This window comes from Pandoraea sp. LA3 (assembly GCF_022696215.1).
GTDB classification, from domain to species: Bacteria; Pseudomonadota; Gammaproteobacteria; order Burkholderiales; family Burkholderiaceae; genus Pandoraea; species Pandoraea capi.
In genome coordinates this window covers 545,346-571,587 of the sequence record NZ_PTPY01000038.1, presented here as the reverse complement: position 1 = coordinate 571,587, position 26,242 = coordinate 545,346, and the positions used below count along the sequence as shown (strand labels likewise).

The 26,242-nt window shown below is 63.9% G+C and carries 20 protein-coding genes; 18 read left to right on the top strand and 2 right to left on the bottom strand.

The annotated features are described in order from the left end of the window. The 7 genes from fdhF to C5N93_RS24885 all read left to right on the top strand — a co-directional run bounded on the left by fdhF (position 1) and on the right by C5N93_RS24885 (position 7,805). Positions 1–2,886 (top strand): formate dehydrogenase subunit alpha, encoded by a 2,886-nt coding sequence (gene fdhF / locus C5N93_RS24915; RefSeq protein WP_242561346.1) that lies wholly within the window; start codon positions 1–3, stop codon positions 2,884–2,886. A 111-nt stretch (positions 2,887–2,997) separates the two neighbouring features. Beyond that, the gene (gene fdhD, locus C5N93_RS24910) at positions 2,998–3,903 is read left to right on the top strand and encodes a formate dehydrogenase accessory sulfurtransferase FdhD (protein WP_242561345.1); all 906 of its coding nucleotides are present in this window, start codon (positions 2,998–3,000) and stop codon (positions 3,901–3,903) included. 44 nt (positions 3,904–3,947) lie between these two features. After that, on the top strand, positions 3,948–4,181 hold the full coding sequence (locus C5N93_RS24905) for a formate dehydrogenase subunit delta (protein WP_242561344.1): 234 nt from the start codon (positions 3,948–3,950) through the stop codon (positions 4,179–4,181). Between the two features lie 118 nt (positions 4,182–4,299). Then, a complete protein-coding gene (locus C5N93_RS24900) occupies positions 4,300–4,551 on the top strand; it encodes a hypothetical protein (RefSeq protein WP_242561343.1) in 252 nt (83 codons plus the stop codon). A 182-nt stretch (positions 4,552–4,733) separates the two neighbouring features. Further along, entirely contained in the window at positions 4,734–5,102 is a 369-nt protein-coding gene (locus tag C5N93_RS24895) for a hypothetical protein (protein ID WP_069343856.1), read from the top strand. 131 nt (positions 5,103–5,233) lie between these two features. Continuing rightward, positions 5,234–5,995: a phytanoyl-CoA dioxygenase family protein gene (locus C5N93_RS24890; protein ID WP_150720064.1), complete on the top strand. Its 762-nt coding sequence runs from the start codon at positions 5,234–5,236 to the stop codon at positions 5,993–5,995. A gap of 421 nt (positions 5,996–6,416) precedes the next feature. Continuing rightward, complete coding sequence (locus C5N93_RS24885) at positions 6,417–7,805, top strand: sodium-dependent transporter (RefSeq protein WP_242561342.1); 1,389 nt, start codon at positions 6,417–6,419, stop codon at positions 7,803–7,805. Between the two features lie 109 nt (positions 7,806–7,914). On the opposite strand, the gene gor is transcribed toward C5N93_RS24885, so the two are convergent. Continuing rightward, positions 7,915–9,276 (bottom strand): glutathione-disulfide reductase, encoded by a 1,362-nt coding sequence (gor, locus tag C5N93_RS24880; protein ID WP_242561341.1) that lies wholly within the window; start codon positions 9,274–9,276, stop codon positions 7,915–7,917. Positions 9,277–9,810: 534 nt separating this feature from the next. On the opposite strand from gor, the gene C5N93_RS24875 reads away from it, so the two are divergent. From C5N93_RS24875 to C5N93_RS24825, 11 genes are all read left to right on the top strand, one after another. Beyond that, positions 9,811–10,323 (top strand): hypothetical protein, encoded by a 513-nt coding sequence (locus C5N93_RS24875; protein ID WP_242561340.1) that lies wholly within the window; start codon positions 9,811–9,813, stop codon positions 10,321–10,323. Between the two features lie 312 nt (positions 10,324–10,635). Next, complete coding sequence (locus C5N93_RS24870) at positions 10,636–12,126, top strand: DASS family sodium-coupled anion symporter (RefSeq protein ID WP_069343370.1); 1,491 nt, start codon at positions 10,636–10,638, stop codon at positions 12,124–12,126. Positions 12,127–12,156: 30 nt separating this feature from the next. Further along, complete coding sequence (locus C5N93_RS24865) at positions 12,157–13,209, top strand: Ldh family oxidoreductase (protein WP_069343371.1); 1,053 nt, start codon at positions 12,157–12,159, stop codon at positions 13,207–13,209. A 134-nt stretch (positions 13,210–13,343) separates the two neighbouring features. After that, the gene (locus tag C5N93_RS24860; protein ID WP_242561339.1) at positions 13,344–13,769 is read left to right on the top strand and encodes a F0F1 ATP synthase subunit epsilon; all 426 of its coding nucleotides are present in this window, start codon (positions 13,344–13,346) and stop codon (positions 13,767–13,769) included. 435 nt (positions 13,770–14,204) lie between these two features. Then, positions 14,205–15,005, top strand: a complete 801-nt coding sequence (locus tag C5N93_RS24855) for an enoyl-CoA hydratase/isomerase family protein (RefSeq protein WP_242561338.1) — start codon at positions 14,205–14,207, stop codon at positions 15,003–15,005. Between the two features lie 132 nt (positions 15,006–15,137). After that, entirely contained in the window at positions 15,138–16,220 is a 1,083-nt protein-coding gene (locus tag C5N93_RS24850) for an ABC transporter substrate-binding protein (RefSeq protein WP_242561337.1), read from the top strand. Between the two features lie 42 nt (positions 16,221–16,262). Beyond that, positions 16,263–17,399: an ABC transporter ATP-binding protein gene (locus tag C5N93_RS24845; RefSeq protein WP_242561336.1), complete on the top strand. Its 1,137-nt coding sequence runs from the start codon at positions 16,263–16,265 to the stop codon at positions 17,397–17,399. A 57-nt stretch (positions 17,400–17,456) separates the two neighbouring features. Then, positions 17,457–19,217: an ABC transporter permease subunit gene (locus C5N93_RS24840; RefSeq protein ID WP_242561335.1), complete on the top strand. Its 1,761-nt coding sequence runs from the start codon at positions 17,457–17,459 to the stop codon at positions 19,215–19,217. Positions 19,218–19,279: 62 nt separating this feature from the next. Next, positions 19,280–20,890 (top strand): AMP-binding protein, encoded by a 1,611-nt coding sequence (locus C5N93_RS24835; protein WP_242561334.1) that lies wholly within the window; start codon positions 19,280–19,282, stop codon positions 20,888–20,890. 121 nt (positions 20,891–21,011) lie between these two features. After that, on the top strand, positions 21,012–21,863 hold the full coding sequence (locus C5N93_RS24830) for an IclR family transcriptional regulator C-terminal domain-containing protein (protein WP_242561333.1): 852 nt from the start codon (positions 21,012–21,014) through the stop codon (positions 21,861–21,863). Between the two features lie 394 nt (positions 21,864–22,257). Further along, the gene (locus tag C5N93_RS24825) at positions 22,258–23,502 is read left to right on the top strand and encodes a GGDEF domain-containing protein (protein WP_069343379.1); all 1,245 of its coding nucleotides are present in this window, start codon (positions 22,258–22,260) and stop codon (positions 23,500–23,502) included. A gap of 12 nt (positions 23,503–23,514) precedes the next feature. Here C5N93_RS24825 and C5N93_RS24820 read toward each other — a convergent pair whose 3' ends face one another. Further along, a complete protein-coding gene (locus C5N93_RS24820) occupies positions 23,515–26,205 on the bottom strand; it encodes an autotransporter outer membrane beta-barrel domain-containing protein (protein ID WP_242561332.1) in 2,691 nt (896 codons plus the stop codon). Positions 26,206–26,242 lie beyond the last annotated feature (37 nt).

Below are 26,242 nucleotides of genomic sequence, written 5' to 3'. Positions count from 1 at the left end.
ATGATCCATCCGAATGCACAAGTTTCCCCGGGCCACGGCCCCGACATGGGCACGCCGCTGCGCACGAGCGAAGTCGGCGTCACGCTGGAGATCGACGGCCAGACCGTGACGGTGCCGGCCGGCACATCGATCATGCGCGCCGCCGCCGGCAGCGACGTCAATATTCCCAAGCTGTGCGCCACCGATTCGCTGGAGCCGTTTGGCTCGTGCCGTCTGTGCCTCGTCGAGATCGAGGGACGGCGCGGCTTTCCTGCGTCGTGTACGACACCGGTCGAGCCGGGCATGAAAGTCCGCACGCAATCGCCGAAGTTGCAGGATCTGCGTCGCAATGTAATGGAGCTCTACATCTCCGATCACCCGCTCGACTGCCTGACGTGCGCGGCCAACGGCGATTGCGAGTTGCAGGACATGGCGGGTGTCACGGGGCTGCGCGAAGTGCGTTACGGGTTCGATGGCGACAACCACATCCACAGCAGTCAGGACGAATCGAATCCCTACTTCACGTATGACCCGTCGAAATGCATCGTCTGCAACCGCTGTGTGCGGGCGTGTGAGGAGACGCAGGGCACCTTCGCGCTGACGATCTCCGGGCGCGGCTTCGAGGCGCGCGTCTCGGCCGGGCAGGACCAGCCGTTCATGGACTCGGAGTGCGTGTCGTGCGGTGCGTGTGTTGCCGCCTGTCCGACCGCGACGTTGCAGGAGAAGAGCGTTATCCAGATGGGGCAGCCCGAGCACGCGGTCGTGACGACCTGTGCGTACTGCGGCGTCGGTTGCGCGTTCAAGGCCGAGATGAAGGGCGGCGAGGTCGTGCGCATGACGCCTTACAAGGACGGTCTGGCAAACGAAGGGCATGCCTGCGTCAAGGGGCGCTTCGCCTGGGGCTACGCCACGCACAAGGAACGCATCACCAAGCCGATGATCCGCAGCAAGATCACGGACCCGTGGCGCGAAGTGTCATGGGACGAGGCGCTGGACTATGCCGCATCGGAATTCCGTCGGCTTCAAGCCAAATATGGTGTCGACGCGATCGGCGGCATTACGTCGTCGCGCTGCACTAACGAAGAAACCTACCTCGTGCAGAAGCTCGTGCGCGCCGCGTTCGGCAACAACAACGTCGACACTTGTGCGCGCGTCTGCCATTCGCCGACCGGTTACGGGCTCAAGCAGACGCTCGGCGAATCCGCCGGCACACAGACGTTCAAGTCCATCGAGCATGCCGACGTCATTCTGGTGATGGGCGCGAACCCGACTGACGGGCACCCTGTGTTCGCCTCGCGGCTCAAGCGCCGCGTGCGCGAAGGGGCGAAGCTCATCGTGATCGACCCGCGCCGCATCGATATCGTCGACGGACCGCACGTGAAGGCGGCGTTCCACCTGCCGTTGCGGCCGGGCACGAACGTGGCCATGGTGAATGCGCTGGCACACGTGATCGTGACCGAAGGGCTGCTGGCCGACGCGTTCATCGCCGAGCGCTGCGAAGACCGTGCGTTTGCCCAGTGGCGCGATTTCGTGGCGCTGCCGGAGAACTCGCCGGAAGCCGTGTCCGTCGTGACCGGCGTGCCAGCCGATCAGATTCGTGGCGCGGCGCGGCTCTATGCGACGGGCGGCAATGCGGCGATCTACTACGGGCTCGGCGTGACGGAACATGCGCAGGGCTCGACGACGGTGATGGGTATCGCCAATCTGGCGATGGCGACGGGTAACGTGGGGCGCGAAGGCGTTGGCGTGAACCCGCTGCGTGGCCAGAACAACGTGCAGGGCTCTTGCGACATGGGGTCGTTCCCGCATGAGTTGCCGGGCTATCGTCATGTGGCCGATACGCTGGTGCGCGAGGAGTTCGAAGCCGCCTGGGGCGTGACGTTGCAGTCCGAGCCGGGATTGCGCATTCCGAACATGTTCGACGCGGCGATTCACGGCAGCTTCAAAGGGCTTTACTGTCAGGGCGAGGACATCGTTCAGTCCGATCCGAACACCCAGCATGTGGCGGCGGCAATGGAGGCGATGGAGTGTATCGTCGTGCAGGACATCTTCCTGAACGAGACTGCGAAATATGCCCATGTGCTGCTGCCGGGCACCACGTTCCTCGAGAAGGACGGTACGTTCACGAACGCCGAGCGACGCATCTCGCGCGTGCGCCGGGTGATGGCGCCGCTGCCCGGCATGGCCGACTGGGAAGTCACGATCGCGCTGGCCAAGCGGCTTGGCTATGACATGCCTTACGCGCATCCGTCGGAGATCATGGATGAAATCGCGCGCCTGACGCCGACGTTCCGTGGTGTGAGTTATCAGCGGCTGGACGAGGCGGGCAGCCTGCAATGGCCGTGCAATGACGATGCCCCGGACGGCACGCCGATCATGCACATCGATGCGTTCGTGCGCGGCAAGGGGCGCTTCATGATGACGAAGTACGTGCCGACGGACGAGAAGGTCACGCCGCGTTATCCGTTGCTGCTCACCACGGGGCGTATCCTCTCGCAATACAATGTCGGGGCGCAGACACGTCGAACGCACAACGTCCATTGGCACGACGAAGACCGGCTCGAAATCCATCCGCACGATGCGCAGGAGCGAGGCATCAAGGATGACGACTGGGTCGGCATTCGCAGCCGGGCGGGCGAGACGGTGTTGCGCGCCGTGCTTAGCGAGCGCATGCAGCCGGGGGTCGTCTACACGACGTTCCATTTCCCGGAATCGGGGGCGAACGTCATTACGACGGACAACTCGGATTGGGCGACCAACTGTCCGGAGTACAAGGTGACGGCGGTGCAGGTGTTGCCGGTCGTGCAGCCCTCCGAATGGCAAGCGAAGTATTCGACGTTCAACCGCACGCAGCTCGAACTGCTCGATGCGGCCCGCAATCCTGCCGAACCTGTCCCGGCGAAGTAGGGGGCGAATTCTGGAATGAAGTGGAGTCAGCGTTAGACGATGTCCAATCCCAACGCTTTGCGTGATTCAAGTAATTCAAGTGATCCAGGTGATTTGCGAGAACTGGCGGACGTGAGTGACGCCGGCGGGACCGGCGCTGTCGGGGGTATCGACGGCGCCGACACCATCGTCGGGCCTGTGTGCGACGTGGCGCCGACCGCCATCGACCCGGAGAGCCTTTCGCCGCACGCGTCGTTCGCGGTGCGGCGATTCCGTCATGGCGCCTGGCAGCAGGCGGGCGACGAACTGGCGGAGGAGGTGCCCGTTGCGCTGGAATTCAACGGCATCTCCCATGTGGTGATGCTCGCGACACCTGCCGATATCGAGGACTTTGCGCTGGGTTTTGCGTTGTCCGAAGGCATTCTGAACGACCGTCGAGAGTGCTACGGCATCGATGTCTCGGCGACGTCGCTGGGTATTACGGCGCATCTTGAGATTTCGTCCCGGGCGTTCGCCGGACTTAAGGAGCGGCGGCGCAATCTTACCGGACGCACCGGCTGTGGCCTTTGCGGCACGGAAAGCCTCGATCAGGTGCTGCGCCCGTTGCCGTCGGCAGGCGAGCCGCTGCGAGTGACACATACCGCGCTGGCGGCAGCGCACGCCGGGTTGGTGGCGCACCAGCCGCTTAACGGTGTGACGGGCGCGGTGCACGGCGCGGCGTGGTGTTCGCCGCAAGGCGAGATCCTGCGTCTTCGCGAGGACGTCGGGCGTCATAACGCACTGGACAAGCTTATCGGCGCACTGGCGCGTGACGGGCAGGCATTCGACCGAGGCTTCGTGCTCATGACGAGCCGAGCGAGCGTCGAAATCGTGCAAAAGGCCGCACAGGTGGGTATCCCGATGGTGGCGGCGGTCTCTGCGGCTACGGCGCTGGCGGTGCGCACGGCCGAGGCGGCAGGCGTCGCCCTCGTGGGCTTCGTTCGTGGGGAGCAGTGCGTCATCTACACCGGCGGGGCGGCGCTCGACGCGCCGGCCTGAACCATTCATCCACGCTAATTTAATGAAGCGGCAGGAGATTTTCGATGGACGGTAACAATCTCGTGCGAATGGCGAATCGCATCGCGGACTTCTTCGAATCGCTGCCCGATCGCGAGGAAGCGATGGGCGAAGTCGCCACACATCTCCACAAGTTCTGGGATCCGCGCATGCGCTCCCAGATTCTGGCGCTTGTCGACACACCCGCCGCCGACGAAATGCACGCGCTGGTGCGAGAAGCCCTCGCGCGGCATCGCGAAAGACTGACGCCTGCCGCCTGACGCTCCGCACGCGTGTTTGATTCGTGATTGATGAGTGTTTGACGCTAGGCCACGCAGCTCGCGGTATAGTAGGGGTGACGGTCGTCGAGCGGCGGCCACACCACTAGCGGAGGACTTGATGAGCGATACCCCCACGCGCAAGCCAGGCCCACAGCAACCTCACAAAGAGGACGAAGTGGAACGCGACCTCGACGAAGCCCTTGAGGAGACGTTCCCGGCGAGTGACCCCGTGTCCATCGAAATCGACAAGCCGCGGCGAGTGCCAGCGTCGAAGTCCTCTGTAGCGAAGCGTCTCGACGAAGGGCTGGAGGAAACGTTCCCGGCGAGTGATCCGGTGTCGATCGATACCGGGAAAGCGCCAAAGCGGTAACGTTTGCCGTCGGATGCCGGAAGATGGCGTCCCAATGCATCCAGATTCCGCTCGCAGCCCCGCCCGGCGGGGCCGCTGGCGAAAATAAATCTCGGGTCTCGTGCGGGTTTGCCGCCCGGGTTGCCCGATTTCATGGCAAAATGCCGCGCCTGACTCTCTCAGGCTGGGACTGTAGGAAATAAATGGCGGCAGGTACGGTAAAAAAAGTTCGACGCTACGCGCTGGAAACCATCGATGTGATGGGGCAGAGCGGGCTTGGCGTCGTCGAGCGCCCCGATGGGCGTTTCGTCATGTATCCGGAGTACTGGACACAGACGCAGGCGCTCAGCCAGAAAATGCGCACGCTTTACCGCCGGAACTGTCAGCTTGAGTACCAGTTGGCGAAGCTCACGCGTGAACTCGATCGACTGCGCAGCGTGGTCGACACGCCGCGTCCCGCCGGCAATCCGCAGGCCTCGTTACCCGGCACGGACGTGCCGCAGCCCGAGCCCAAGCTGGAACGAAAACCCGCCTCCGAACTACCGCCCCGACGACGCAAACGCGCCGCCTGAAAGGCATTGCCGCGACGGCATCACACTGTCATCCGTCCCGGCGATGACCCCGCGACATCAGCAAACCCCTGAATTCCCCAGCTTTCCACTTTCCATTAACAGCCAGTCTTTTGCCCGCTTCGCCGACGATCATGGCGCTTACCGCATCGCAACTCGAAACCTTCCGTAACGACGGTTATCTGATCCTCCCGCGCTACGTCGCGCAGGCCGACTGTGAGGCGATTCTGGCAGATGCGCGAGCGCAGTTGGCGGCGGGCACACTGCCACTCGAGTTCGAGGCCGACGTCGGTTACGAAGGGGCGCCGCAGTCGCGAGACGCCGAAGGCGGTCAGACGGTACGCCGCCTGCTCAAGGCCTACGATCGCGGCGACGCATTGCGCCATTGGGCAACGCGCCCCGATCTCGTCGAATCGCTGGCGCAGATCTTCGGTGAAGACGTCGTGCTCACGCTGGCCCATCACAACTGCGTGATGACCAAGCACCCGCATTTCGGCACGGCGACCGGTTGGCACCGTGACATTCGCTATTGGTCGTTCCCGGAGAACTCACTCATCTCCGTGTGGCTGGCATTAGGCCCGGAGACGCGCGACAACGGCGCGCTTCGCTTCATTCCGGGCTCGCACCGCGAGCAGCTCAAGCCGCATCAACTCGATTCGCTCGACTTCCTGCGCCCCGACGAACCGGACAATCAGCCGCTCGTCGTGCGTGGCAAGCAGGTCGAACTCGCTCAGGGCGATGTCGTGCTGTTCCACAGCGGCCTGTTCCATGCGGCAGGGCGCAACGAAGGCGAGACCACGAAGTTTTCGGTCGTCTTCGCGTACCGTGGCGCCAGCAATCCGCCGACACCGGGGTCGCGCTCCGCATCGGCTGGCGAAGTCGAACTTGGTCACTGAACGGAACGGCGCGACACCGTCGCGCCAGCATCCATTCGATTTCCCCGCGGCAACCGGGCATCCATGTGCCCGGCACGCATGCTGCATTGGGCGTCACGCGCCATTGGCGCCATTTGCACAATCGCCCGCCATCTCGCATCTTTAAGCACCGCAGGCTGCGGCCATCTGCTTTCAATTTTCGCCATCTATCACCGTTTTGGGTGCTTTCCTAAAGCGACAAGTCTCTTTTCCCGCGTAGACTCTCCGGCCGCCCTTGTGGTGTCGTGCGCTGGTGCCAGTGGGCTACATCGACCTGCCGTCGATGTCGTGCCGCGCCAGTAATCTGCCTGACGCTATTCCATGAACAAGCGACGTGTCACGCCTATGCGGATGTCATGCCGACATACCGCCGGGCGTGCAGGTCCGTTTCCGGAGGAGACACGTGTCCCATTTGCCCATTACGCCCGCAGCGCCAACTGCGCCCCTTGTTGCTTCCGACGCGTGCGGCGAAGCGAGTCGCGCCACCTGGGGGTCGCGACTGGGGTTCGTGCTGGCCGCCGCCGGCTCCGCCGTCGGCCTCGGCGCCGTGTGGAAATTTCCGTATGTCGTCGGTCAGCATGGCGGTGGCGCGTTTCTCACCGTCTATCTCGGCTGTGTGCTGACGCTCGGTGTCGCGTTGCTGCTCGCGGAGATGACCATCGGCCGACTCACGGGACAGTCGATCACGACGGCGTTGCGCACGTTAAGCGGACGCGGTTGGGCATGGGTCGGACGCATCGCCACCTTCAACGCGTTCGCCATCCTGTCGTTCTATGTTGTCGTCGGCGGCTGGACGGTCGCCTATTTACTGCGCGCACTCAGCGGTTCCGTATTGGCGAACGACGCCGCACGTCTGGTCAGCGAGTTTTCGACGTTTACGGCCAACCCGGTGGCGTCGCTCGCCAGCATGAGTGCATTTCTCGGCCTCACGGCGCTCATCGTGGCGGCTGGGGTGCAGAAGGGCATCGAGCGTGCAGGCAAGTGGCTCATGCCTGCACTGTTCTTCCTGATGCTGCTGGTCATCGCCCGGGCGCTCACGCTGCCGGGGGCAATGGCCGGTGTCGCCTGGTTTCTGACGCCTGACTTCTCCGCGATTTCCGGCGCCACGTTGCTTCAGGCGTTGGGGCTGGCATTCTTCTCGCTGTCGCTGGGGGCGGGCATGATCGTGGTCTATGGCTCCTATCTGCCCCGGGACGCGCGGCTCGCCGGTTCGGCCGTCTGGGTCGCGACGCTCGCCACGCTGGCCTGTTTCCTCGCCGGCCTGATGATTCTGCCGGCCGTTTTTGCCTTCGGTGTCGCGCCCGACGCCGGTCCCGGCCTGACGTTCATCACCATGCCCGCGATCTTCGCGCAGATGCCGTTCGGCCATGCCATCGCCATCGCCTTCTTCATGCTGCTGCTCTTCGCAGCGCTCACCTCAGCCGTCTCGTTGTTCGAGCCCGTGACAGCCTTCCTCATCGATGAGTACCAATGGCGTCGCGGGCCGGCGGTCGTGGCCGTGTTCATCGCGACGTTCCTCTTCGGCGCGCCTGCCGCACTGTCCTTCGGCATCTGGTCGGATGTGCGAATTTTCGATCGGACGATTTTCGATCTGATGGACTACGTCACCGTTAACTTGCTGATGCCTGCCGGCGGCTTGTGCGTGGCGTTCTTCGTAGGGGCGCGCATCTGGCCGAAGGCGCGTACCGTGCTCGAAGGCTCCCAGGCTCAGTGGTTCATTCCCCTGTGGCGGTTGCTGCTGCTCGTACTCACCCCGATCGCCATCTTCGGCGTCTGGTATCAGAGCCTCTGAAGTCTCCGATGCCTTTGGCGCATTACTGCGTATTGCAGAGATGCGCCAGAGGTCATCGCAAGCTTCGTGCGGGACGCGTGCCTCACACGCCAGCCCAGGGGCCCAGGCTTCAGGCGACCGGCGTGCGCATCGTCACCCACTCCTCGGCAGCGGTCGGGTGCACGGCCAGCGTGCGGTCGAAGTCTGCCTTCGTGGCGCCCATCGAGAGCGCCACACCGAGCAACTGCACTTGCTCGCCCGCGTGATCTCCCACCATGTGCGCACCGACGATCTTGTCGGTTGCGCCATCCACCAGAAGCTTCATCAGGATCTTCTCCTGACGGCCCGACAGCGTCGCCTTGAGCGGACGGAACGATGCCTTGAAGACTTTGAGCTGTGAGTACTGCGCACGGGCTTCGCTTTCCGTCAGTCCCACGACGCCGATTTCCGGGGTGCTGAACACCGCCGTCGGGATCAGCTTGTGATCGACGCGCGTGGGTCGCTCGCCAAACACCGTGTCGGCAAACGCCTGACCCTCACGGATCGCCATCGGCGTGAGATTGACACGATCGGTGACATCTCCCACTGCAAAAATCGACGGCACGTTCGTGCGCGAGAACTCATCGACGATGACCGCACCCTTGTCATTGAGCGCCACGCCACTGGCGGCCAGTCCGAGGCCTTGGGTGTAAGGCACGCGTCCTGCTGCGCTCAGTAACACGTTGGCGTCATGTGTGCTGCCATCGGAGAGGGTGATGCGCAGACGATCCTGAATCTTCTCGGTACGCTCGATGGTGCGCTCGAGCAGGATCTCGATGCCCCGTTCACGGTAAGCCGCTTCGAGCGACGTACGGACTTCCTCATCGAAGCCGCGCAGCAGGTGCGGCCCACGATGCACGACGGTGACCTTGGACCCCAACCCGGCGAACACACCGGCAAATTCCAGCGCGATGTAACCACCTCCGATGATCGTGATGCGCTCGGGCAGCGATTCGAGATGAAAGACCTCGTTGGAGGAGATGGCATGCTCGCGGCCGATGAAATGCGGTTGATCGGCCGGGCGTCCGCCGGTGGCGATCAGAATATGTCGCGCGGTAATGCGCTCGCCGGTCGCGGGCAGCACGACTGTGTGCGGGCCTTCGACCACGGCACGTGCGGCGACGAGTTCGGCGCCCGCGCGCTCCAGATTGGTCCGGTAGATGCCTTCGAGCCGCGCGATCTCCGTGTCTTTGCGAGCAATCAGCGTCTTCCAGTCGAACCTGGGCGAGGGGACCTGCCAGCCGAATCCGGCGGCATCTTCGAATTCGTCGGCGAAGCGGCTTGCGTAGACGAGCAGCTTCTTCGGCACGCAGCCGCGAATCACGCACGTGCCGCCAACGCGAAATTCCTCGGCCACTTTCACCCGGGCACCGTACTGCGCGGCCACGCGCGCGGCGCGCACGCCGCCCGAACCGGCGCCGATGACGAACAGATCCACATCGAACTGGGACATTGCTGACTCCTTTATGTCATTAGGCATATCGCACGGGCAGACACCGATTCGGCCTGCGTGCCGAGCCCTGTGCTTATCGCGTGGAGCGATTGTGCCAGAGACAAGCTCCCTACATCGGACGGCCCGGGGATTTTCAGAGACGTCCGATGCCGACGTCGGACGCCACCGGCATCCTGCGCCCCCTCATAGGGCAAAACGCCCGTCAATCCGGGTTTCCGCACGGTCGTGCACTTTTGTTGACCCACATCAATGCGTCAGGCGAAACACCGGCCGACAATCGAAGGCGTCGAAAGTCGATCAACGTTTCACCGGCGCGCTCGGGCGAGGGCCCATAAGGCCTGGCTCGGGTGACGTCGATGATCAATCGCGGCTGCCGGATGTTTCTGAAATGAAACATTTCTCGGAAATTTTCGGACTTCACGCGAATGGCGGAATTAGAAGTGCATAAGAATCAACATGTTGTCTCTCGTGGTCCGAAATTTGCTGTGTTCTGTACAGGACAGGCGGGACTCACCGCCGGCACACGAGGATGTCATGACGAAGTCGCTTACCCGCCTCATGGGCGCCACGTCGGCGCTGGCGTTGTTGTGTTGCTTCTGGATGACGGCATCGGCACATGCCGCCAATCCGCCGGGCACTGCGAAACATTCCGGTGCACCGGTTGCGACGAAGTCCACAACTGCCAGCGCCGGGCATGGCGCCCGGCCGTCGCGGGCCGCGCGCGCGAAGCGTGCGGCCCGTGTCTCGGCCTACGCCCCGCCGGGCGCTCCGCCACCCGCGCTGATCGGGGTGGCGCCGGCCCCATGGCGCGATGTGTTCGCGGAGGCGGGCGCATGGGCCGCCGATCCGGTCATCGTGAGCGGTCGGACGTTGAGCGGAACACTGGGCAACGCCGGGCTGACGTTCGGCGCGGACGGTCTGGTGACCGGGCCGCGCGCTGGCCTCACGGGGCTGTATCAGACCGTGTGGCATCGTGCGTTGACCAACCCCGTTCTGAGTACCCAACTCTTCGCCGGATCGCCGGAATACTTCGGACTGCACTTCTAAACGCTTCCCTGCGCGCATGCGGCGTTCATTGCCGCGCTCAACGTCACGCTCAACGCCACACTCATCGCAACGTTGACCGGCTTGCGACATCTCGCGCGAACGCCGATCGCACGACACCGTCTCCCGGGTTCGTCGCTGCGCTCGTCATCGTCGCATCTGTACGCCTGTCCGGCCGCAAGGCCCACGGCGCCTGCCATTCCCTCGTGCTTGCCTCGCGAAGTTCAATGCGGTTAGGATTAACCCGCAGTTCAAGCGTGGCATTTCTCAAGACATGCCGACTGCCGGCATGCCATTCCGTTCTGGAGCCCCCTTATGAGCACGCCTGACGTATCTGTGCAAAGCCCTCCCCAGAAGAAAGCGATTCCCATCGGACTGATTGCCGGTGTGATCGTGATGATTGCCGTGCTCCTGATTCCCATGCCTGACGACCTGCCGGTCGCGGGGCATCGCATGCTGGCGATTCTTGCCTTCGCCGTGGTCGTGTGGATTACCGAAGCCGTGTCGTATGAAGCGAGCGCCATCATCATCACGTCGCTGATGGCTTTCCTCGTGGGCACGGCGCCTACGGTGCAGGACCCCAGTGTCGAATACGGCACCTCGCGCGCGATCAGCATGGCGCTCGCGGGCTTCTCCAATTCGGCGCTTGCACTGGTTGCCGGCGCGTTGTTCATCGCAGCGGCCATGACGCTCACCGGACTCGACCGGCGCATCGCCCTCGTCACGCTCTCGAAGATCGGCACGAGTACGCGTCGCGTCATGATCGGCGCGGTCGCCGTCACCATCCTGCTCTCGCTCGTCGTTCCCAGTGCCACGGCCCGCAGCGCGTGTGTGGTGCCGATCATGATGGGGGTGATTGCTGCGTTCGGTGTCGACAAGCGTTCGAACATCGCGGCCGGTGTGATGATCATCGTGGCGCAGGCCACGAGTATCTGGAACGTCGGGATTCAGACGGCCGCCGCGCAGAACCTGCTGACCGTCGGCTTCATGGACAAGATGCTCGGGGACCGCATCACGTGGGCCGAGTGGCTCGTGGCCGGTGCGCCGTGGGCCATCATCATGTCGGTGATCCTCGTGGTGCTGGTGCTCAAGATGATGCCGCCGGAGGCCGATGCCATCGCCGGCGGCAAGGAAGCGGTCGAAGCGCAACTGCGTGAGATGGGGCCGATGACGAGTTCGCAGAAGCGTCTGCTCGCCGTGTCGATCGGGTTGTTGCTGTTCTGGGCGACGGAAGGCAAGCTGCATCGCTTCGATACGACGTCGGTCACTTACGTGGGTCTCGTCGTGCTGATGCTGCCGCGCTTCGGCGTGATGACGTGGAAGGACGTGCAGTCGCGCATTCCCTGGGGCACGGTGATCGTGTTCGGTGTCGGTATCAGCCTGGGTACCGCGTTGCTCACGACGCAGGCAGGGCAGTGGCTGGGCAATCATGTGGTGGCGGCCACCGGCCTCGATTCGCTGCCGACGTTGTGGATCTTCGCGATTCTGGCGGCATTCCTCATTCTCATTCACCTCGGTTTCGCGAGCGCTACGGCGCTGACGTCGGCCATGCTGCCGATTCTGATCGCCGTGCTGCAAACCTTGCCGGGCGACTTCAACCGGCTTGGCATGACGATGTTGCTGGGCTTCACGGTCAGCTTCGGTTTCATCCTGCCGATCAATGCGCCGCAAAACATGGTCTGTCTGGGCACCGATACGTTCACGGCGAAGCAGTTCGCGCGTGTCGGGATCGTGGTCACCATCGTTGGTTACGCGTTGCTGCTGGTCTTCGCCGCGACGTACTGGCGCTGGCTGGGCTGGCTGTAATTCCACGCGTGCGTTGAACAAGGAGTCACAATGCGAATCCCCCTGAAAGACGCCGTCGACTTCGGAAAGCAGCTATTGCTCGCGCAAGGCGTGCCCGACGATATCGCGCTGGACGTCGCCCAGCATCTCGTCGAATCGGATCGCGTCGGCTATGCGAGCCACGGCCTCTCGATCCTGCCGACCTACCGAAAAGTGCTGGAAGACGGGCAGGTCAATCCCACCGGACGCCCGAGCGTTCTCACCGATCATGGCAACCTGTTGCTGTACGAAGGCAATCGCGGTTTTGGCCAGCACGTCGGCAAGTTCGTCGTCGAGCATGCCATTGCACGCGCCTTCGACAAAGGCGTTGCGATCCTGACGCTGCGCAACAGCCACCATCTGGGGCGTATGGGCCAATACGGCGAGATGGCTGCGCATCAGGGGTTGGTGTTCATGGCGTTCACGAACGTGACGAACCGCCAGCCGATGGTCGCGCCGTTCGGCGGCAGCGAACCGCGTCTGACGACCAACCCGCTGTGCTTTGCCGGTCCGCTGCCGAATAACCGTCCGCCGCTCGTGGTCGATATGGCGACGAGCGCCATTGCGATCAACAAGGCGCGGGTGCTGGCCGCCGAAGGCAAACAGGCGCCGCCGGGGTCGTTGATCGACGGCTACGGAAACCCGAGCACCGATCCGAATGCGCTTTTCACGGAGCCGTTCGGGGCATTGTTGCCGTTCGGCGGACATAAGGGTTATGCGCTGGGCATCGTGACGGAGTTGCTGGCGGGCGTGCTCTCGGGCGGCGGTACGATCCAGCCTGAGCATCCGCGCGCCGGGGTGGCGACGAACAACATGTTCGCCATCGTGCTCAATCCGCAGGTCGACTTCGCTGCGACATGGCGCTCGCATGAAGTGGAGGCGTTCATCGATTATTTGACGTCGTGCCCGCCGCAGCCCGGTTTCGATCGGGTGCAGTATCCGGGCGAGTACGAGGCGGATAATCGCAAGAAGCATCACGATCACGTCGATCTCACGCCGCCGATCTGGGAGTCGCTGCTGAAAATGGCGACAGACCTTGGCGTGGCGACACCGCGTACGTTGTAAGTGAGTGGGGCACGGTTTGCGCCGTGTCCGCTCGATGCAGTCCCTACGATAGACACGGCGCGGTGACAGCGCCGCAGCAGGTTCAGGCGATGCCCGCCCGTCCTTGGCGGCGCATTGCAGGGAGAAGTGAATACATGGCTTTACTCAAGGTGGACGTCGTTAGCACCGAGCGGTCGATTTTCTCGGGCGAGGCACGATTTGTCGAAGTGCCGGGCTCGGCAGGTGAGCTGGGAGTGCTCCCCGGGCATACGCCATTGCTCTCGGGGGTGCGCCCGGGCACGGTGCGAATCGAAGGGGCCGATGGCACCGAAACATTTCTGTACATCGCGGGTGGCTTTGTCGAAATCCAGCCGGATCGGGTGACGGTGCTGGCCGACACCGCGATGCGTGCCGACAGTCTCGATCAGGCGCGTGCCGAGCGAGCGCGCGAGGCCGCCGCTGCGTTGCTCGAAAAGCAGACGGGCGACATCGACTACGCGAAGGCACAGGCCGAACTGGCCGAAGCCGTGGCCCAGTTACAGGCCATCCGGCGCCTGCGCAAGCACAAGGAATCGCGCTGAGCGTATTTCGTCGACGGGCCTTGGCGCCAAGGCCCGTCATCCCTTCGGCGTAAGTTCTCGCCCCTCCGCCCCCGATCATCGGGACGACCTGTCTCGTCGTCTCTCTCGTCTTCCCGCAGGACCCTCCCATCAACGAATTCCGTCGCGATGCCCGAATGGCATTCGACGGGTCTTTGCGCGACCCCATCGCCCGAACCTGAGCGCCGCACCCCGACGCGGGGCGGCGAGTGCGCTACATCCGCTCATCCATGCGGTGCAACCTCATGAGGTAAACCCTGAAACGATTCAGCTTGCACCATTTTTTTGAACTCACTATATTTCTTTCAAATAACAGTTATTGCACTGAGATAACTGTTTAGCGAAAAATGCGTTGACCGCATTGTCGTCATCTCAATGCACGCGTGATGTCCACGCGTCGATGTCCATGGAGTTCAAATGAGCGAGACCGCAAAGCAAACGGAACAGGAAGTTCTCTTTACGCAGGTCGGCAAGGTTGCCGTCATCACGTTGAATCGCCCGCAGGCGCTCAACGCCTGGACTATCGCCATGCGCGAGCTGATCATCGATGCGCTCCAGCGCTTCAATGCCGATGACAACGTGGCGGCGGTGATCATGACCGGCGCGGGCCGCGCCTTCTCGGCCGGGCAGGATCTGGCCGAAGCGAAGCACTTCGACGGCGATACCGCCATCGAGTGGATCAAGGGCTGGGAGCATTACTACGACGTGATTCGCAGTCTGAAGAAGCCGCTGGTGATGGCGCTCAACGGCACTGCCGCCGGCTCGGCCTTCCAGGTCTCGCTGCTCGGCGATATTCGCGTGGGCCATCCGGGCGTGCGCATGGGGCAGCCGGAGATCAACGCCGGCATCGCCAGCACGACCGGTCCGTGGATCATGAACCACATGCTGGGCCTGTCGCGCACCATCGAACTCACGCTGACGGGCCGTCTGATGGAGGCCGACGAGAGCCATCGTCTGGGCCTGATCCATCACCTCGTGCCGGAAGACAAAGTGTTCGAAAAGGCACTCGAGATCGCGACGGAACTCGCCGAGAAGCCGCCGGTGGCCATGCGTCTGGACAAACAACGCTTCCGTGAAATGACCGAAGGCACGTTCCAGGACGCCATCGAAGCCGGCATGCGCATCCAGCGCGAGTCGTACGAATCGGGTGAGCCGGCGCGCATGATGGCCGCCTTCTTCGCCAAGCGTGCCGCGAAGGCCGAAGCCGCGAAGGTATGACGTCGACGTCCATTCCAGAAGAGATCGTCATCGAATGAAGTGCCGTCACGGTGCGCTGCCAGCGAGCGCGCACCGTGGCAAACCACACAGGGCATGCGCGGCGCGCCTGTCCACTGCAAAGCGGAGTTTCTTATGTCTGACTCGCACGACCCGCAAAACCCGTCCCGTCGCCGTCTGCTTCAAATGGCCGGCGCCACCGCGCTGGCCGGCGCATTGCCGTTGGTGACCTCGCGCGGCGCCTTCGCACAAGCCAGGCAGTTGATCGTTTCCGACCCCGGTGGCCCGTACACCGTAGCGTATCGCCGTGCGTTCTACGATCCGTTCCAGAAGGCGACCGGCATCAAGGTGGTCAGCGTGGCGCGCGATTCGCAACCGGTCGCTCAATTTGCGGCGATGGTGCAGACGAAGAACTTCGTGTGGGATGTGACGACGCTCACGCTCTCGGCCGATATTCCCTATCTCGAATCGAAGGGCTTCCTCGAACCGATCGGCATGAAGGTCAGCGACTTCCCGGGCATCATGCCCGAGGCCGTGACTGCCGACTGGCTCGGTGTGGACGTCTATTCGACCGTGCTCGCGTACCGCACTGACAAGTTCCCGAAAGACGCTCCGCAGACGTGGGCCGACTTCTGGGACGTGAAGCGTTTCCCGGGCCGTCGTTCGCTGCGCCGCAGCCCGCTCGACACGCTGGAACAGGCGCTCATGGCCGATGGCGTGCCCATCGACAAGCTGTATCCGCTCGATCTGGACCGCGCGTTCAAGTCGCTCGACAAGATCAAGCCGCACATCAACCTCTGGTGGACGTCGGGGGCGCAGGCCATGCAGGCGATCCAGAACGGCGACGTCGACATGATGTCGACGTGGAACGGCCGCGCGCAGGCCGCCATCGACAACAAGGCGCCGGTGAAGATCGTCTGGAATCAGGGACTTTATTCCATCGAAGGCTGGGGCATTCCGAAGGGCACGCCGCGCGCCGAGTTCGCTCGTCAGTTCGTGCGTTTCTGTGCGGACCCGGCACGTCAGGCGCTCATCACGCAGGATCTGGCGTACGGCCCGACCAACCTCAAGGCGTTCGACGGCATTCCCAAGGAGCGTGCGCCGCTGCTGCCGACCGCGCCGGCGAACCTGAAAGGCATGCGTCTGCCGAGTCCGCAGTGGTGGGCCGAGAACCGCACCCGAGCCACTGAGCGTTTCAACGCGTGGTTGTTGTCGTAAGCGTCGCGAACACCGGAACAGCGGAGCAGGATGAGCACGAACATGAGTACCAAACTGGAAACCATCGGTCTCGCCAAGACGTATCGCGAGACCCCCGCGCTCCTGCCGACGGACCTGCGGGTCGCGGCCGGGGAATTTCTCACGCTGCTCGGCCCGTCGGGGTCGGGCAAGACCACGCTGCTGCAAATGATCTCGGGGCTGGTCGAGCCCAGCGCCGGTCAATTGCTCATCGACGGGCGCGACGCCACGCATGACGCGCCGGGCAAGCGCGGCATCGGGATGGTGTTCCAGAGCTACGCGTTGTTCCCGCATATGACGGTCTGGGAGAACGTGGCGTACGGCCTGCGCATGCGCAAGCTGCCGCGCGCCGAACTCGCCCCGGCTGTCGATGCGGCGCTCGCGATGGTCAAGATGCAGGCCTTTGCACAGCGGCTGCCCTCGGAGTTGTCGGGCGGTCAGCAGCAACGGATTGCACTCGCGCGCTGCTTCGCGTTTCGACCGTCGATCATCCTGCTCGACGAACCGCTCGGGGCGCTCGACAAGAAGCTGCGCGAGCACATGCAACTGGAGATTCGTCGGCTGCATCAGGAGTTGGGGGCCACGTTCATCTACGTGACCCACGATCAGGACGAGGCGTTGACGCTGTCCGACCGCATCTGTCTGATGAATCAGGCACGCATCGAGCAGATCGGTACGCCCGCGCAGTTGTACGACCGTCCGGCGACGCGTTTCGCTGCTGATTTCCTTGGGCACTCCAACTTGCTCGACGGTGTGGTCGAGCGCTTGCCCGACGGCTGTGTGGCGCTGCGGGTTGGGGCAACTGAAGGGGCGACTGACGGCAAGCATGGCGCGAATGGTGGCGGTCATGCGGGCACGCGTCTCGTGCCGATCGGCCCGAGTCCCGATCTTCCGGCAGCAGGGGCGGCCAGTCTGCTGGTGCGCCCGGAGGCGGCCCGTCTGACGTCGCCCGAAGACGGCGCACTCGCTGGCACGATTCGCGAAGTCGTGTTTCTCGGATCGGACACGCGCGCCATCGTTTCGCTGGGGCAGGGCGCCAGTGGGGGAGGGGATGGCGCGGCGGACTTCACCGTGCGTTGTCCGCGTGAGCTGACGCCGCGTGTGGGCGACCGTGTCGGACTGGCCTGGGACCACAGTCGCGCCACGCTACTCACGCGCTGAGCCACCTTCGGGGCGTTCGAGCGAGCGCCCGAGTCATTCGCTTCAGGAGTATTTGCCATGTGGCTTGTTCAACGCCTGCCTCAGGCGGGGCCTCGTATTGCCTGGCCGAAACATCTGGCCCGCTGGTTGCCGGCTTTGCCCGCGCTACTGTTCCTCGCAGTGTTCTTCATCGTGCCGGTCGTCGAGATTCTGCAAGGCGGCCTTTACGATGCCGACGGCGTGCTGTCCGTCGCGCAATTCGCGCGCATGACGCACTCGGCCGTCTACATCAAGGTGCTTGGTTCGACGTTCTGGATCGCGTTTCTGACGGCCGCGTTGTCGGTGTTGCTCGGCTATCCGGTAGCGTATCTGCTCGCCCGGTTGTCGGCCCGCTCGCGTGAGCGCTGGTTGCTGTGGATCGTGCTGCCGTTCTGGACCAGCTATCTCGTCAAGACTTATGCGTGGATGCTGCTGCTGTCGCGCACGGGTCTGCTCACGACGCTGGCGGCGCATCTCGGCCTGATCGATACGGCGGGCACGCTCGCGCCTTCGCTCACCGGGGTGCTGATCGGCATGGTGCACGCGATGCTGCCGCTGGCCGTCATGACGATGCTGCCGATCATGCGCGGCATCAACATGCAACTCGTGCAGGCGGCACAGACACTCGGTGCTGACCGCTCGACGGGTTTCTTCACGGTGTTTCTGCCGTTGTCCGGCCCGGGCGCGGCGGCGGCCGGACTGCTCGTCTTCATCACGAGTCTGGGCTTCTTCATCGTGCCCGCGCTGCTCGGTTCGCCGCGTGAGTCGATGGTGGCGCAACTGGTCATCTCGTCGGTGCTGGAGCTGTTCGATCTCCGCTTTGCCGGGGCGCTCTCGACGGTGTTGCTGCTGTGCTCGATCGTCGTGTTCTTCGTCTATGACCGGGTCGTCGGCCTGTCGTCGCTCGCGGGCGAAGCGCCGGAGCGGCGTGCCGGGTCGGGCGGCCGGATGTTGCCGGTGCTGATCGCTGTGGGACGTATCGCAAGTTTCGCCGGCAAGTTGTCGTTCTCGCGCGGCTGGGAGCATGCGCAGGGTGGGCTGGGCCTCAAGGCATACACCTGGGCGGTCGTGCTGGCGCTGATACTGCCGATCGCGTTCGTCGTGCCGCTCGCGTTCACCAAGCAATCGTTCGTGTCGTTCCCGCCGGAACTCTTCACCTTCAAGTGGTTCGTGGCGTTCCTCGAATCGAGCGTGTGGCAGGCGGCGTTGCTGCGTTCGCTCGGCGTGGGTTTCGCGACGGCGGCGCTGGCGCTGGTCCTCGGTTTCGGTGCCAGTCTGGCGCTCGTGCGGTTGCCGTCGCGCTGGCGCAAGCCGTTGTTCGCGATGTTCATCGCACCGCTGATCGTGCCGCGTATCGTCGTTGCCGTCGGCCTGCTTTACCTCTTTGCACGCTGGGGGCTGGCGGGTACCAATGCCGGCCTCGTCATCGGTCACACCGTGCTGGCGATTCCTTACGTCGTGGTCACCTTGTCGGCGAGCTTCAAGCGCTTCGACTGGCGACTCGACGACGCGGCCAAGATGCTCGGTGCGTCGGCCTTCACTCGCGTGCGTACGGTGCTGTTGCCGTTACTCGCCGCGAGTCTTGGCTCGGCCTTCCTGTTCGCATTCATCGTCTCGTTCGACGACCTGACCATCGCCATCTTCGTCTCCGGCGGGATCAACACCACGCTGCCCAAGCAGATGTGGGACGACATCCAGCTGGCCGTCACGCCGACGCTGGCCGCAGTCGCCACGTCGCTCGTGTTCCTGATGGTGTTCGTCGTCTGGCTGTCTTCCATCTTCAAACGCAAGAGCTATTGATATCTGCGGATTCTCGTATGTCTATGTCCAACGTTGCCCGAGTCGCGCCGGTAAATGCGCAAATGTCTTCTGCTTCACATTCAGCATCACATCCTGCTTCACATCCTTACACGCAGTACTTCCCGCAACGAGCCGCGGGCGACCAGCTCGACGTCGTACCGCTGCTTATGGCGGGGCTTCATGGAGCGTCGACGAAGCCGGTCGTCGTCTTCGAGGGCGAGGCCATCGACCGCGCGCAGATGGCCGCGCGCGTCGGCGCCATGCAGGCCTGGTTCGCGGCGCAGGGGCTGGTGCCCGGCGACCGAGTGGCCGTCATGCTGGGCAATAGCGCCGCGCAGATCGCGCTGATTTATGCGCTCATGCTCTCTGGCCTGGTGTGGGTGCCCGTGAACACACGCCTGAAGGGCGACGGTATCGAGTATCTGCTCGGTCATGCGAAACCCCGGTTGCTGATCTCGGAGCCGTCGTTTGCGGCGGTGCTCGACGCTGGTGTTGCCCTGGCCGCCGAGCAACCGGGACATCACGGCACGCAGGTCGTGCGTCACTGGCTGGCCGACGTCATGGCGCAGGCTGAGACGTATGCCGGTCAGGCGCCCGTGGCCGCGAACGTCACGCCGGCATCGGTGCTTTGCATCATCTATACGTCGGGCACGACCGGCGCGCCGAAGGGGGTGCTGTTCACGCATCGCATGATGCGTATCGCCAGCGAAGCCGCGTTGCGCGTGGCCGATGCCGGCGACGGCGACCGTCTGTTCCTCTGGGAGCCGCTGTGCCATATTGGCGGCGCGCAGATGCTGTTGCTGCCGTTTCTGGTCGACGTCGAAATGCACGTGGTCGAACGATTCTCCGCAAGCCGCTTCTGGCAGCAGTGCGAGCAGGTGCAGGCAACGCATCTGCATTACCTCGGCGGCATTCTCGACATCCTCATGCAATTGCCCCGGGATGCGCAGCCCGTAACGAACTCGCTGCGCGTGGCGTGGGGGGCGGGGGTGTCGGCCAGTGCGTGGGAGGCGACACGCGACCGGCTGGGGTGCGCCCTGCGCGAGTGCTACGGCATGACGGAGTGTTCGAGTTTCGCGACGCTCAACGATGCCGACCGCCCGGGGTCCATCGGTCATGCGCTGCCGTGGCTCACGCTGGCGCTGCTCGACGACGAGGGGCAACCCGTCGCTGACGGCGAGCCGGGCGAGATCGTGCTGTCGAGCGATGTCGAGGGTGTGTTCCTGCCCGGGTATCTCGACAACCCGGAGGCCACGGCCAAAGCATTGCGCGACGGCAAGCTCTACACCGGCGACAGCGCGCGACGTAACGCGGATGGCAGCCTGGTCTTCATCGGACGGCGCACCGACAGCATGCGCGTGCGCGGGGAGAACGTGTCGGCGTGGGAGATCGAGCGCGTGTTCGCGCGACATCCGGCGGTGGCGGCGTGTGCAGCGATCGGTGTGGCGAGCGAGATCGGCGAGCAGGACGTCATGCTCTATGTGCAGTTTCGCGAGGCGGCAGTGGACTGGCCGACGTTGTCGCAATGGGCGTCCGAGCGGCTCGCCAGTTATCAGCGGCCACGTTACTATCGCGAGACGTCACACTTCGAGACGACGCCGTCGGAGCGGATCCGCAAGCACCTGCTGTCGCGCGATACCGATGGCGCGTGGGAAGGCGTTGGCACGAAGTGATTTTCCGCGTCGGCGTGAAGTCCAATTGAAGTCGCATTGAAGTTGAATGGGTTATCGCATAAAGATAGAGAGTTATTTTTATGAGATAATCCTGCGAAATTCTTCAAATACCGATCTGACTGTGGCCACCACCAAGACACCTCGCAGCCGAGCCAAAGACAAAGCCGTTACCACGGACGCGTCGCCGGGTGCGGCGGCATTGACCGACTCCACGCTTTACGTCAATTCCGTCGAAAAGGCGATGAAAGTGCTGACGGCGTTCGATGGTTCGAAGCGACATCTGTCGCTCTCCGAAATCGCGGTGGCCACGGGTCTCGACATCAGCGCCGCGCAGCGCTTCACGTTCACCCTTTCGGCTCTGGGGTATCTGCTCAAGGACCCGCAGAGCAAGAAGTACGAACTTTCGCCGAAGTTGCTTGACTTTACCTATCACTATCTCGTCTCGAACGAACTGGTGAGTCGGGCGGCCCCTTATCTCCAGCAACTGGCGGCCGAAACGGAAGAGGCGACGAACCTCACGGTGCGTCTCGATACCGACATCGTTTTCGTGTTGCGTATCGTGAGCCGTAGTGTCTTCAATGCCAACGTGATCGTCGGCTCGCGTCTGCCTGCGTACTGCACCGCACCGGGGCTGGCGATGTTAGCCACGCTCGACGACACTGAGATCGACGACATCCTCGCGCGCACCCATCTCGTCCAGTTCACGCCGGCGACGGTGGCGCAGCCGCGCAAGATCAAGGAGCGGCTCGCCCGCATCCGCAAGCAGGGCTACTCGCACACTGAAGACGAGTTCTTCATGGGCGACATCTCTACGGCGGCGGCCGTCGTGAATCAGGACGGCAGGGCCATCGGCGCGATCAATATCGCCGTGCCTCGGGTGCGCTGGAACGCCGAGCGCGACGAGCGTCGCTTTGCCGATCTCGTCATTCAGACCGCCGGAGCGCTGTCCGCTCGCCGACGTCAGGAAATGTGATGCGCGAAGCACGCGTCAAGACGCGTCACCGGACGGCAAGCCCAGCCGGAACGGTGCCCGGAAAGGCAGTGTAAGGAAAGTTGAGACCGCCTTTGCCGACGGGCCTTCGCGGCAGTTGCCGTCCCAATTCGACGTGCTAGAATCCCGCCCCATGGGTATGGAGATACAAAACCGATGGCCGGACCGGGGCGGCCAGACGGTGCGCCATATAAGGCGCGCAAGCGGCTGTCGCGTTTGTTCATCTCCAGCATGACGAATGGCTGCGAACCGCCGATCGTTCGGTCAGGGTGCTATCTCCTGCCATCTCCTGATATCCCCCGTACTTCAAACTGCGCGTTGTGTCCGGGACCGAGGTGAGGGTCCGTCTGTCGCGATGCGTACGGGGGACGGAGCCATGGCTCTTGGTTTGTCGCTGCCGGCGTTAGACCTGCCGACACTACAGTTTGTGACCTTCCTGTTGAGTATCGCGACAGGCATCCTGTTCATGCTCGATGCGCTGCGTCGCGACGAGGCCGAATCGCCGCGATGGTGGAGTCTCGCCTTCCTGCTCGCAACGTTCTCTCCCGTGCTCTATCTGCTCGCCGCGCGAAGCTCCCAGCTCGCGGTGCTCTATCCGTTGGGCAACGCGGTGGCAACGCTCGCCTTTGCCATGGTATGGAGCGGCGCACGCCGCTTCTATGGCCGCAGTGTGCAGTGGGTGGCCGTGTTCGGCGGCCCGGCCGTGCTGTTGTGGGGGACGTGGCTGTTTGCCCGGCCCCTGGACGCATGGAGTGGCGGCGTGCTGTTCTTCTCGTTGCTCGCTTTCTACAGCCTGATGGCGGCCAAGGAATTCTGGCAGGCGTCGGGGCTGCGGCTGCCCAGCAGCATCGTGCTGGCCGTCGTCGCCGTGCTGCACGGCTCGTTCTACACGGCGCGTGCGGTGGCGCTCGTCTGGCTTGGCCCGACCGACGCGAAGTTCCTCGCGTGGTTCGGCCCGCAAGTGTCCACGACCGAAATGCTCGTGCTGATCGTGGTGGCGAGCTTCCTCATGGTGTCGCTGGGCAAGGAACGCTCCGAGATCGCACTGCACCGCGCCGCAACGCGCGATGGCCTCACGCAGGCATTCAATCGTCCCGAGTTCACCCGCCTCGCACGCGAGCAGCTACGACGTCACGGCGCGGCGCGCGCACCTGTCGCCTTGCTCCTGCTGGACCTCGATCACTTCAAGCGTATCAACGACACGTACGGGCATCCGTTTGGTGACACGGTGCTGCTGCTCTTTGCACGCACGGCGGCGCAGCAATTGCGGGCCGACGACATCTTCGGACGATACGGCGGCGAGGAGTTCGCGCTATTCCTGCCGGGCGTGGGCGCCAACGAGGCGCAGGCCATTGCGGAGCGCGTGCGCGAGGCGTTCGAGCGCTCGGCGAGGGTGGTGCAGGGCGAGACGGTGGCGGCGACGGTGAGCATCGGCATTGCCTGCGACGAACGCTCTCGCGGCGAGTTGTCGTCGCTGGTACAGCGCGCCGATCGCGCGCTCTATCAGGCCAAGGCCGCCGGACGAAATCGCTGCATGCGTTACACGCCCGAGACGACCATGCCGGTGATCGATCCCCGCGCCGACTTGCCCTCGCAAACGTTGCAGGCGGCGGGCGGGTGACGTCGGTCGCGCTTACCAGCGCCAGCGCACGCCGAGCGTGGCAGACACACTCTGCTGGCGCGTATCGTCGATCTGCGTGAGGTAGGCGAGCGAGGCATACACGCTCGCGTGCTTGTTGAAGCGGCCGGCCACACCGACGCCGAACTGGGCCGCCGTGGTGTTCGCGCTCGATACGATTGGCGTCGTGCCGCCGAAAATCGCTTTCCCGTCGTTGCCGAACGTGTGCAGCAGATTGAATAGCAGATAGGGACGCAGCAGGCCACGTTCGCCGTCGTAATTGCCTTCCAGACGGGCGCCGATTCGGGCGAGCCAGCTACTGGTGCTGTCGAACGACACCGTGGAGACCGCGTCGGTCAGGTCGTTCAGCGACTGGCGCTGATAGACGATTTGCGCCTGCGGTTCGAGCGTGAGGGTCGACGTCAGACGGATCGGCCAACCCGTCTCCAGCGACGCCGATATCGCTTTGCCGCGCGTGCTCGTGTTCATGCCGCTGACCGGCTTCGATTCGTATTGCAGGGCCGAGCCAAGCACCACGGCATCGAGGTAGGCGAGGTTGGGCATCACGTGTGTCCAGTACAAACCTGCGCTGTACATGTCCAGGCCCAACGTACCGGTGTGAGTGTCCATCGCGCCCAGTGCGCTGCCTTGCGTGTCGCCCGAGGCGCGTGTCCATCCCGCGATAATCCCTACGTGATCGTTGTGCCCGCTGTCCGTTCGGCGCGACACGAGGTCATGGCCGATCTGTACGCCCCCGATGTTGCCGTCGAATTGGGGCGACACATCGCCTTTGGGACGAAACTGTTCCGTCTGCCCCCAGACCCGCGCCCAACCTGCCGGCAGCCAGCCGTTCTCGTCGAGCAGGCCTTGTTGCCCCTGCCGCTCGTGGAACGTTCCCATCTGCGCGAAGCCGGCCACGCGTGCGATCTCCGGCATGACGGAGTACACCGGGACTTCCACCCGGTAGATAGGCATCGGGGTCGAGCCTTCGGCGGCCGTTGGCGGACTGCCGACGGCGCCGACCGGCGAGAGCACCGTGCTGATCGTCTGTCCCGTCAGCGGGTCGACATAAGTCACCGCAGTGGCCACGGGCACGGTGGAGCGTAGATACCAGTTGTTGGCAGTGCCGGGCGTGGTACCGCCTTGATACAGGTAGTACGTATAGGCGCCCTGACTGACGGCGCCGTTCAGCGTGAAGGCGCTGGCCGACGACGTGGCGCCGCCGACTGCGTTGACCATCGGAATGCCGTTACCCGTCGTGAGTGCACCGGCCCCGCCCATGTTGTTGACCGAGAGCGTCGTGGTGCCGCCGATCGCACCGCCGCTCACGGTGAGCGGGGCGACCTTCGAGTTGTCGTCGCCAAGCACGGTATCGATCGCGAGTTTGCCGCCCTGGCCCGTGTAATTTCCCACGACGGTCAGCGTGCCGTTGCCGGCGCCATCGCCCGGGCGCACGGTGCCGGCGTTAGTCAGATTGCCGGTGAGTGTGCCGGTGCCGGTGAGCGTGGCGCCCGATGCCACCTGCGACGTTGCCCCCCCGAGCGTACTGTTCAGCGTGAACACGCCGCTTTGAAACTGTGCCGATGTGAAGTTGCCGCTGCCCGTCCATGTCCAGTTGTCGCCCTGCATATTGAGCGTGCCGAAATTGACGAACGGATTGCTCGACGTACCGCTGCCTTGCAGATTGACGGTGCTTACCGCACTGCTACCGCCGTCGGCGGTGCCGATGATCTGCGAGCCTGTCTGCAATGTCAGCGTATTGGAGCGTGCGGCCGCGTTCATTGCAATGGCCGTGCCCACGTCGCTCTGGATCAGGCCCGCATTGGTGATGGAGACCGTGCCGTTGACCGTGCGAACCCCGAACCCCTGACGGCTGATGATCTGGCCGCCCGCCTGATTCACGATCGACGTGGTGAAGCCCGAGGCCGTGTTCGACACGACGGCGTCGCTGTTGATGCCGCGCGCTTCGATGTAGCCGCTGTTGGTTAGACGGTTGTTGTTGCCCTGCATGAACACCGTGAACGAACGGTTCGACGCTGTGCCGCCTGTCGTGATCAGCGTGCCGCTGTTCGTGACGGTGCTTTGCCCGCCCACCACGCTGATCGCACGGCTGCCGCCGCCGTTTGCCGTCACGGTCCCCGTGTTGACGAAGGTGCTGTTCAGACCGAGGCCTGACGATTGCCCCCATGCGGCGGTCATGCCGAAGGCGTTCGGACCGTTGACGGTGATCGTGCCGTTATTGGTCAGCGAGCCGTGGTTGCCGTTGCTCGCCATGCCATCGTTTTCGAACCCTGATGTCGTGATGACGCCGGTCGACGTGTTGACGAGCGTGTTGTCATCATGAGCGCCGAGCATCGCCGCGCCACGGCCTGATGGGTTGGTGCCGGTCATGCTCACCGTGCCGGCGTTGGTAATCGTGCTGGAGGAGTCGACGGTGATCGTCGCGATATCGGGTGACGCGCGCACCGAGGAGACCGTCGCGCCTTGCTGGACATTCACCGTCACCCCCGTGCTGGCCGCCTGTGCGGCGACGACACCGTCTGTGCCCGTGCAGGTCACAGTGGTGCCGCTCGGTGGCGCAACGTTATCGCATGCGGCACGCGCCTGCGTGGCGCAACACAGCGACAGGGCCAGAATGAGGGGCTTGAGGGGCAGCGGACACTGCGCGGATCCGAAAGACGCAACGGCACGTGGCGAGGTCGTCATATCGCGCTCCTGAGGGTGGGGAAATTTTTTAATTCAT

Coding starts and splice junctions, on each gene's coding strand:
- fdhF (WP_242561346.1), top strand. CDS start 1: ATGATCCATCCGAATGCACAAGTTTCCCCGGGCCACGGCCCCGACATG.
- C5N93_RS24905 (WP_242561344.1), top strand. CDS start 3,948: ATGGACGGTAACAATCTCGTGCGAATGGCGAATCGCATCGCGGACTTC.
- C5N93_RS24900 (WP_242561343.1), top strand. CDS start 4,300: ATGAGCGATACCCCCACGCGCAAGCCAGGCCCACAGCAACCTCACAAA.
- C5N93_RS24895 (WP_069343856.1), top strand. CDS start 4,734: ATGGCGGCAGGTACGGTAAAAAAAGTTCGACGCTACGCGCTGGAAACC.
- C5N93_RS24890 (WP_150720064.1), top strand. CDS start 5,234: ATGGCGCTTACCGCATCGCAACTCGAAACCTTCCGTAACGACGGTTAT.
- gor (WP_242561341.1), bottom strand. CDS start 9,276: ATGTCCCAGTTCGATGTGGATCTGTTCGTCATCGGCGCCGGTTCGGGC.
- C5N93_RS24875 (WP_242561340.1), top strand. CDS start 9,811: ATGACGAAGTCGCTTACCCGCCTCATGGGCGCCACGTCGGCGCTGGCG.
- C5N93_RS24870 (WP_069343370.1), top strand. CDS start 10,636: ATGAGCACGCCTGACGTATCTGTGCAAAGCCCTCCCCAGAAGAAAGCG.
- C5N93_RS24865 (WP_069343371.1), top strand. CDS start 12,157: ATGCGAATCCCCCTGAAAGACGCCGTCGACTTCGGAAAGCAGCTATTG.
- C5N93_RS24860 (WP_242561339.1), top strand. CDS start 13,344: ATGGCTTTACTCAAGGTGGACGTCGTTAGCACCGAGCGGTCGATTTTC.
- C5N93_RS24855 (WP_242561338.1), top strand. CDS start 14,205: ATGAGCGAGACCGCAAAGCAAACGGAACAGGAAGTTCTCTTTACGCAG.
- C5N93_RS24850 (WP_242561337.1), top strand. CDS start 15,138: ATGTCTGACTCGCACGACCCGCAAAACCCGTCCCGTCGCCGTCTGCTT.
- C5N93_RS24845 (WP_242561336.1), top strand. CDS start 16,263: ATGAGTACCAAACTGGAAACCATCGGTCTCGCCAAGACGTATCGCGAG.
- C5N93_RS24840 (WP_242561335.1), top strand. CDS start 17,457: ATGTGGCTTGTTCAACGCCTGCCTCAGGCGGGGCCTCGTATTGCCTGG.
- C5N93_RS24835 (WP_242561334.1), top strand. CDS start 19,280: ATGTCTTCTGCTTCACATTCAGCATCACATCCTGCTTCACATCCTTAC.
- C5N93_RS24825 (WP_069343379.1), top strand. CDS start 22,258: ATGGCTCTTGGTTTGTCGCTGCCGGCGTTAGACCTGCCGACACTACAG.
- C5N93_RS24820 (WP_242561332.1), bottom strand. CDS start 26,205: ATGACGACCTCGCCACGTGCCGTTGCGTCTTTCGGATCCGCGCAGTGT.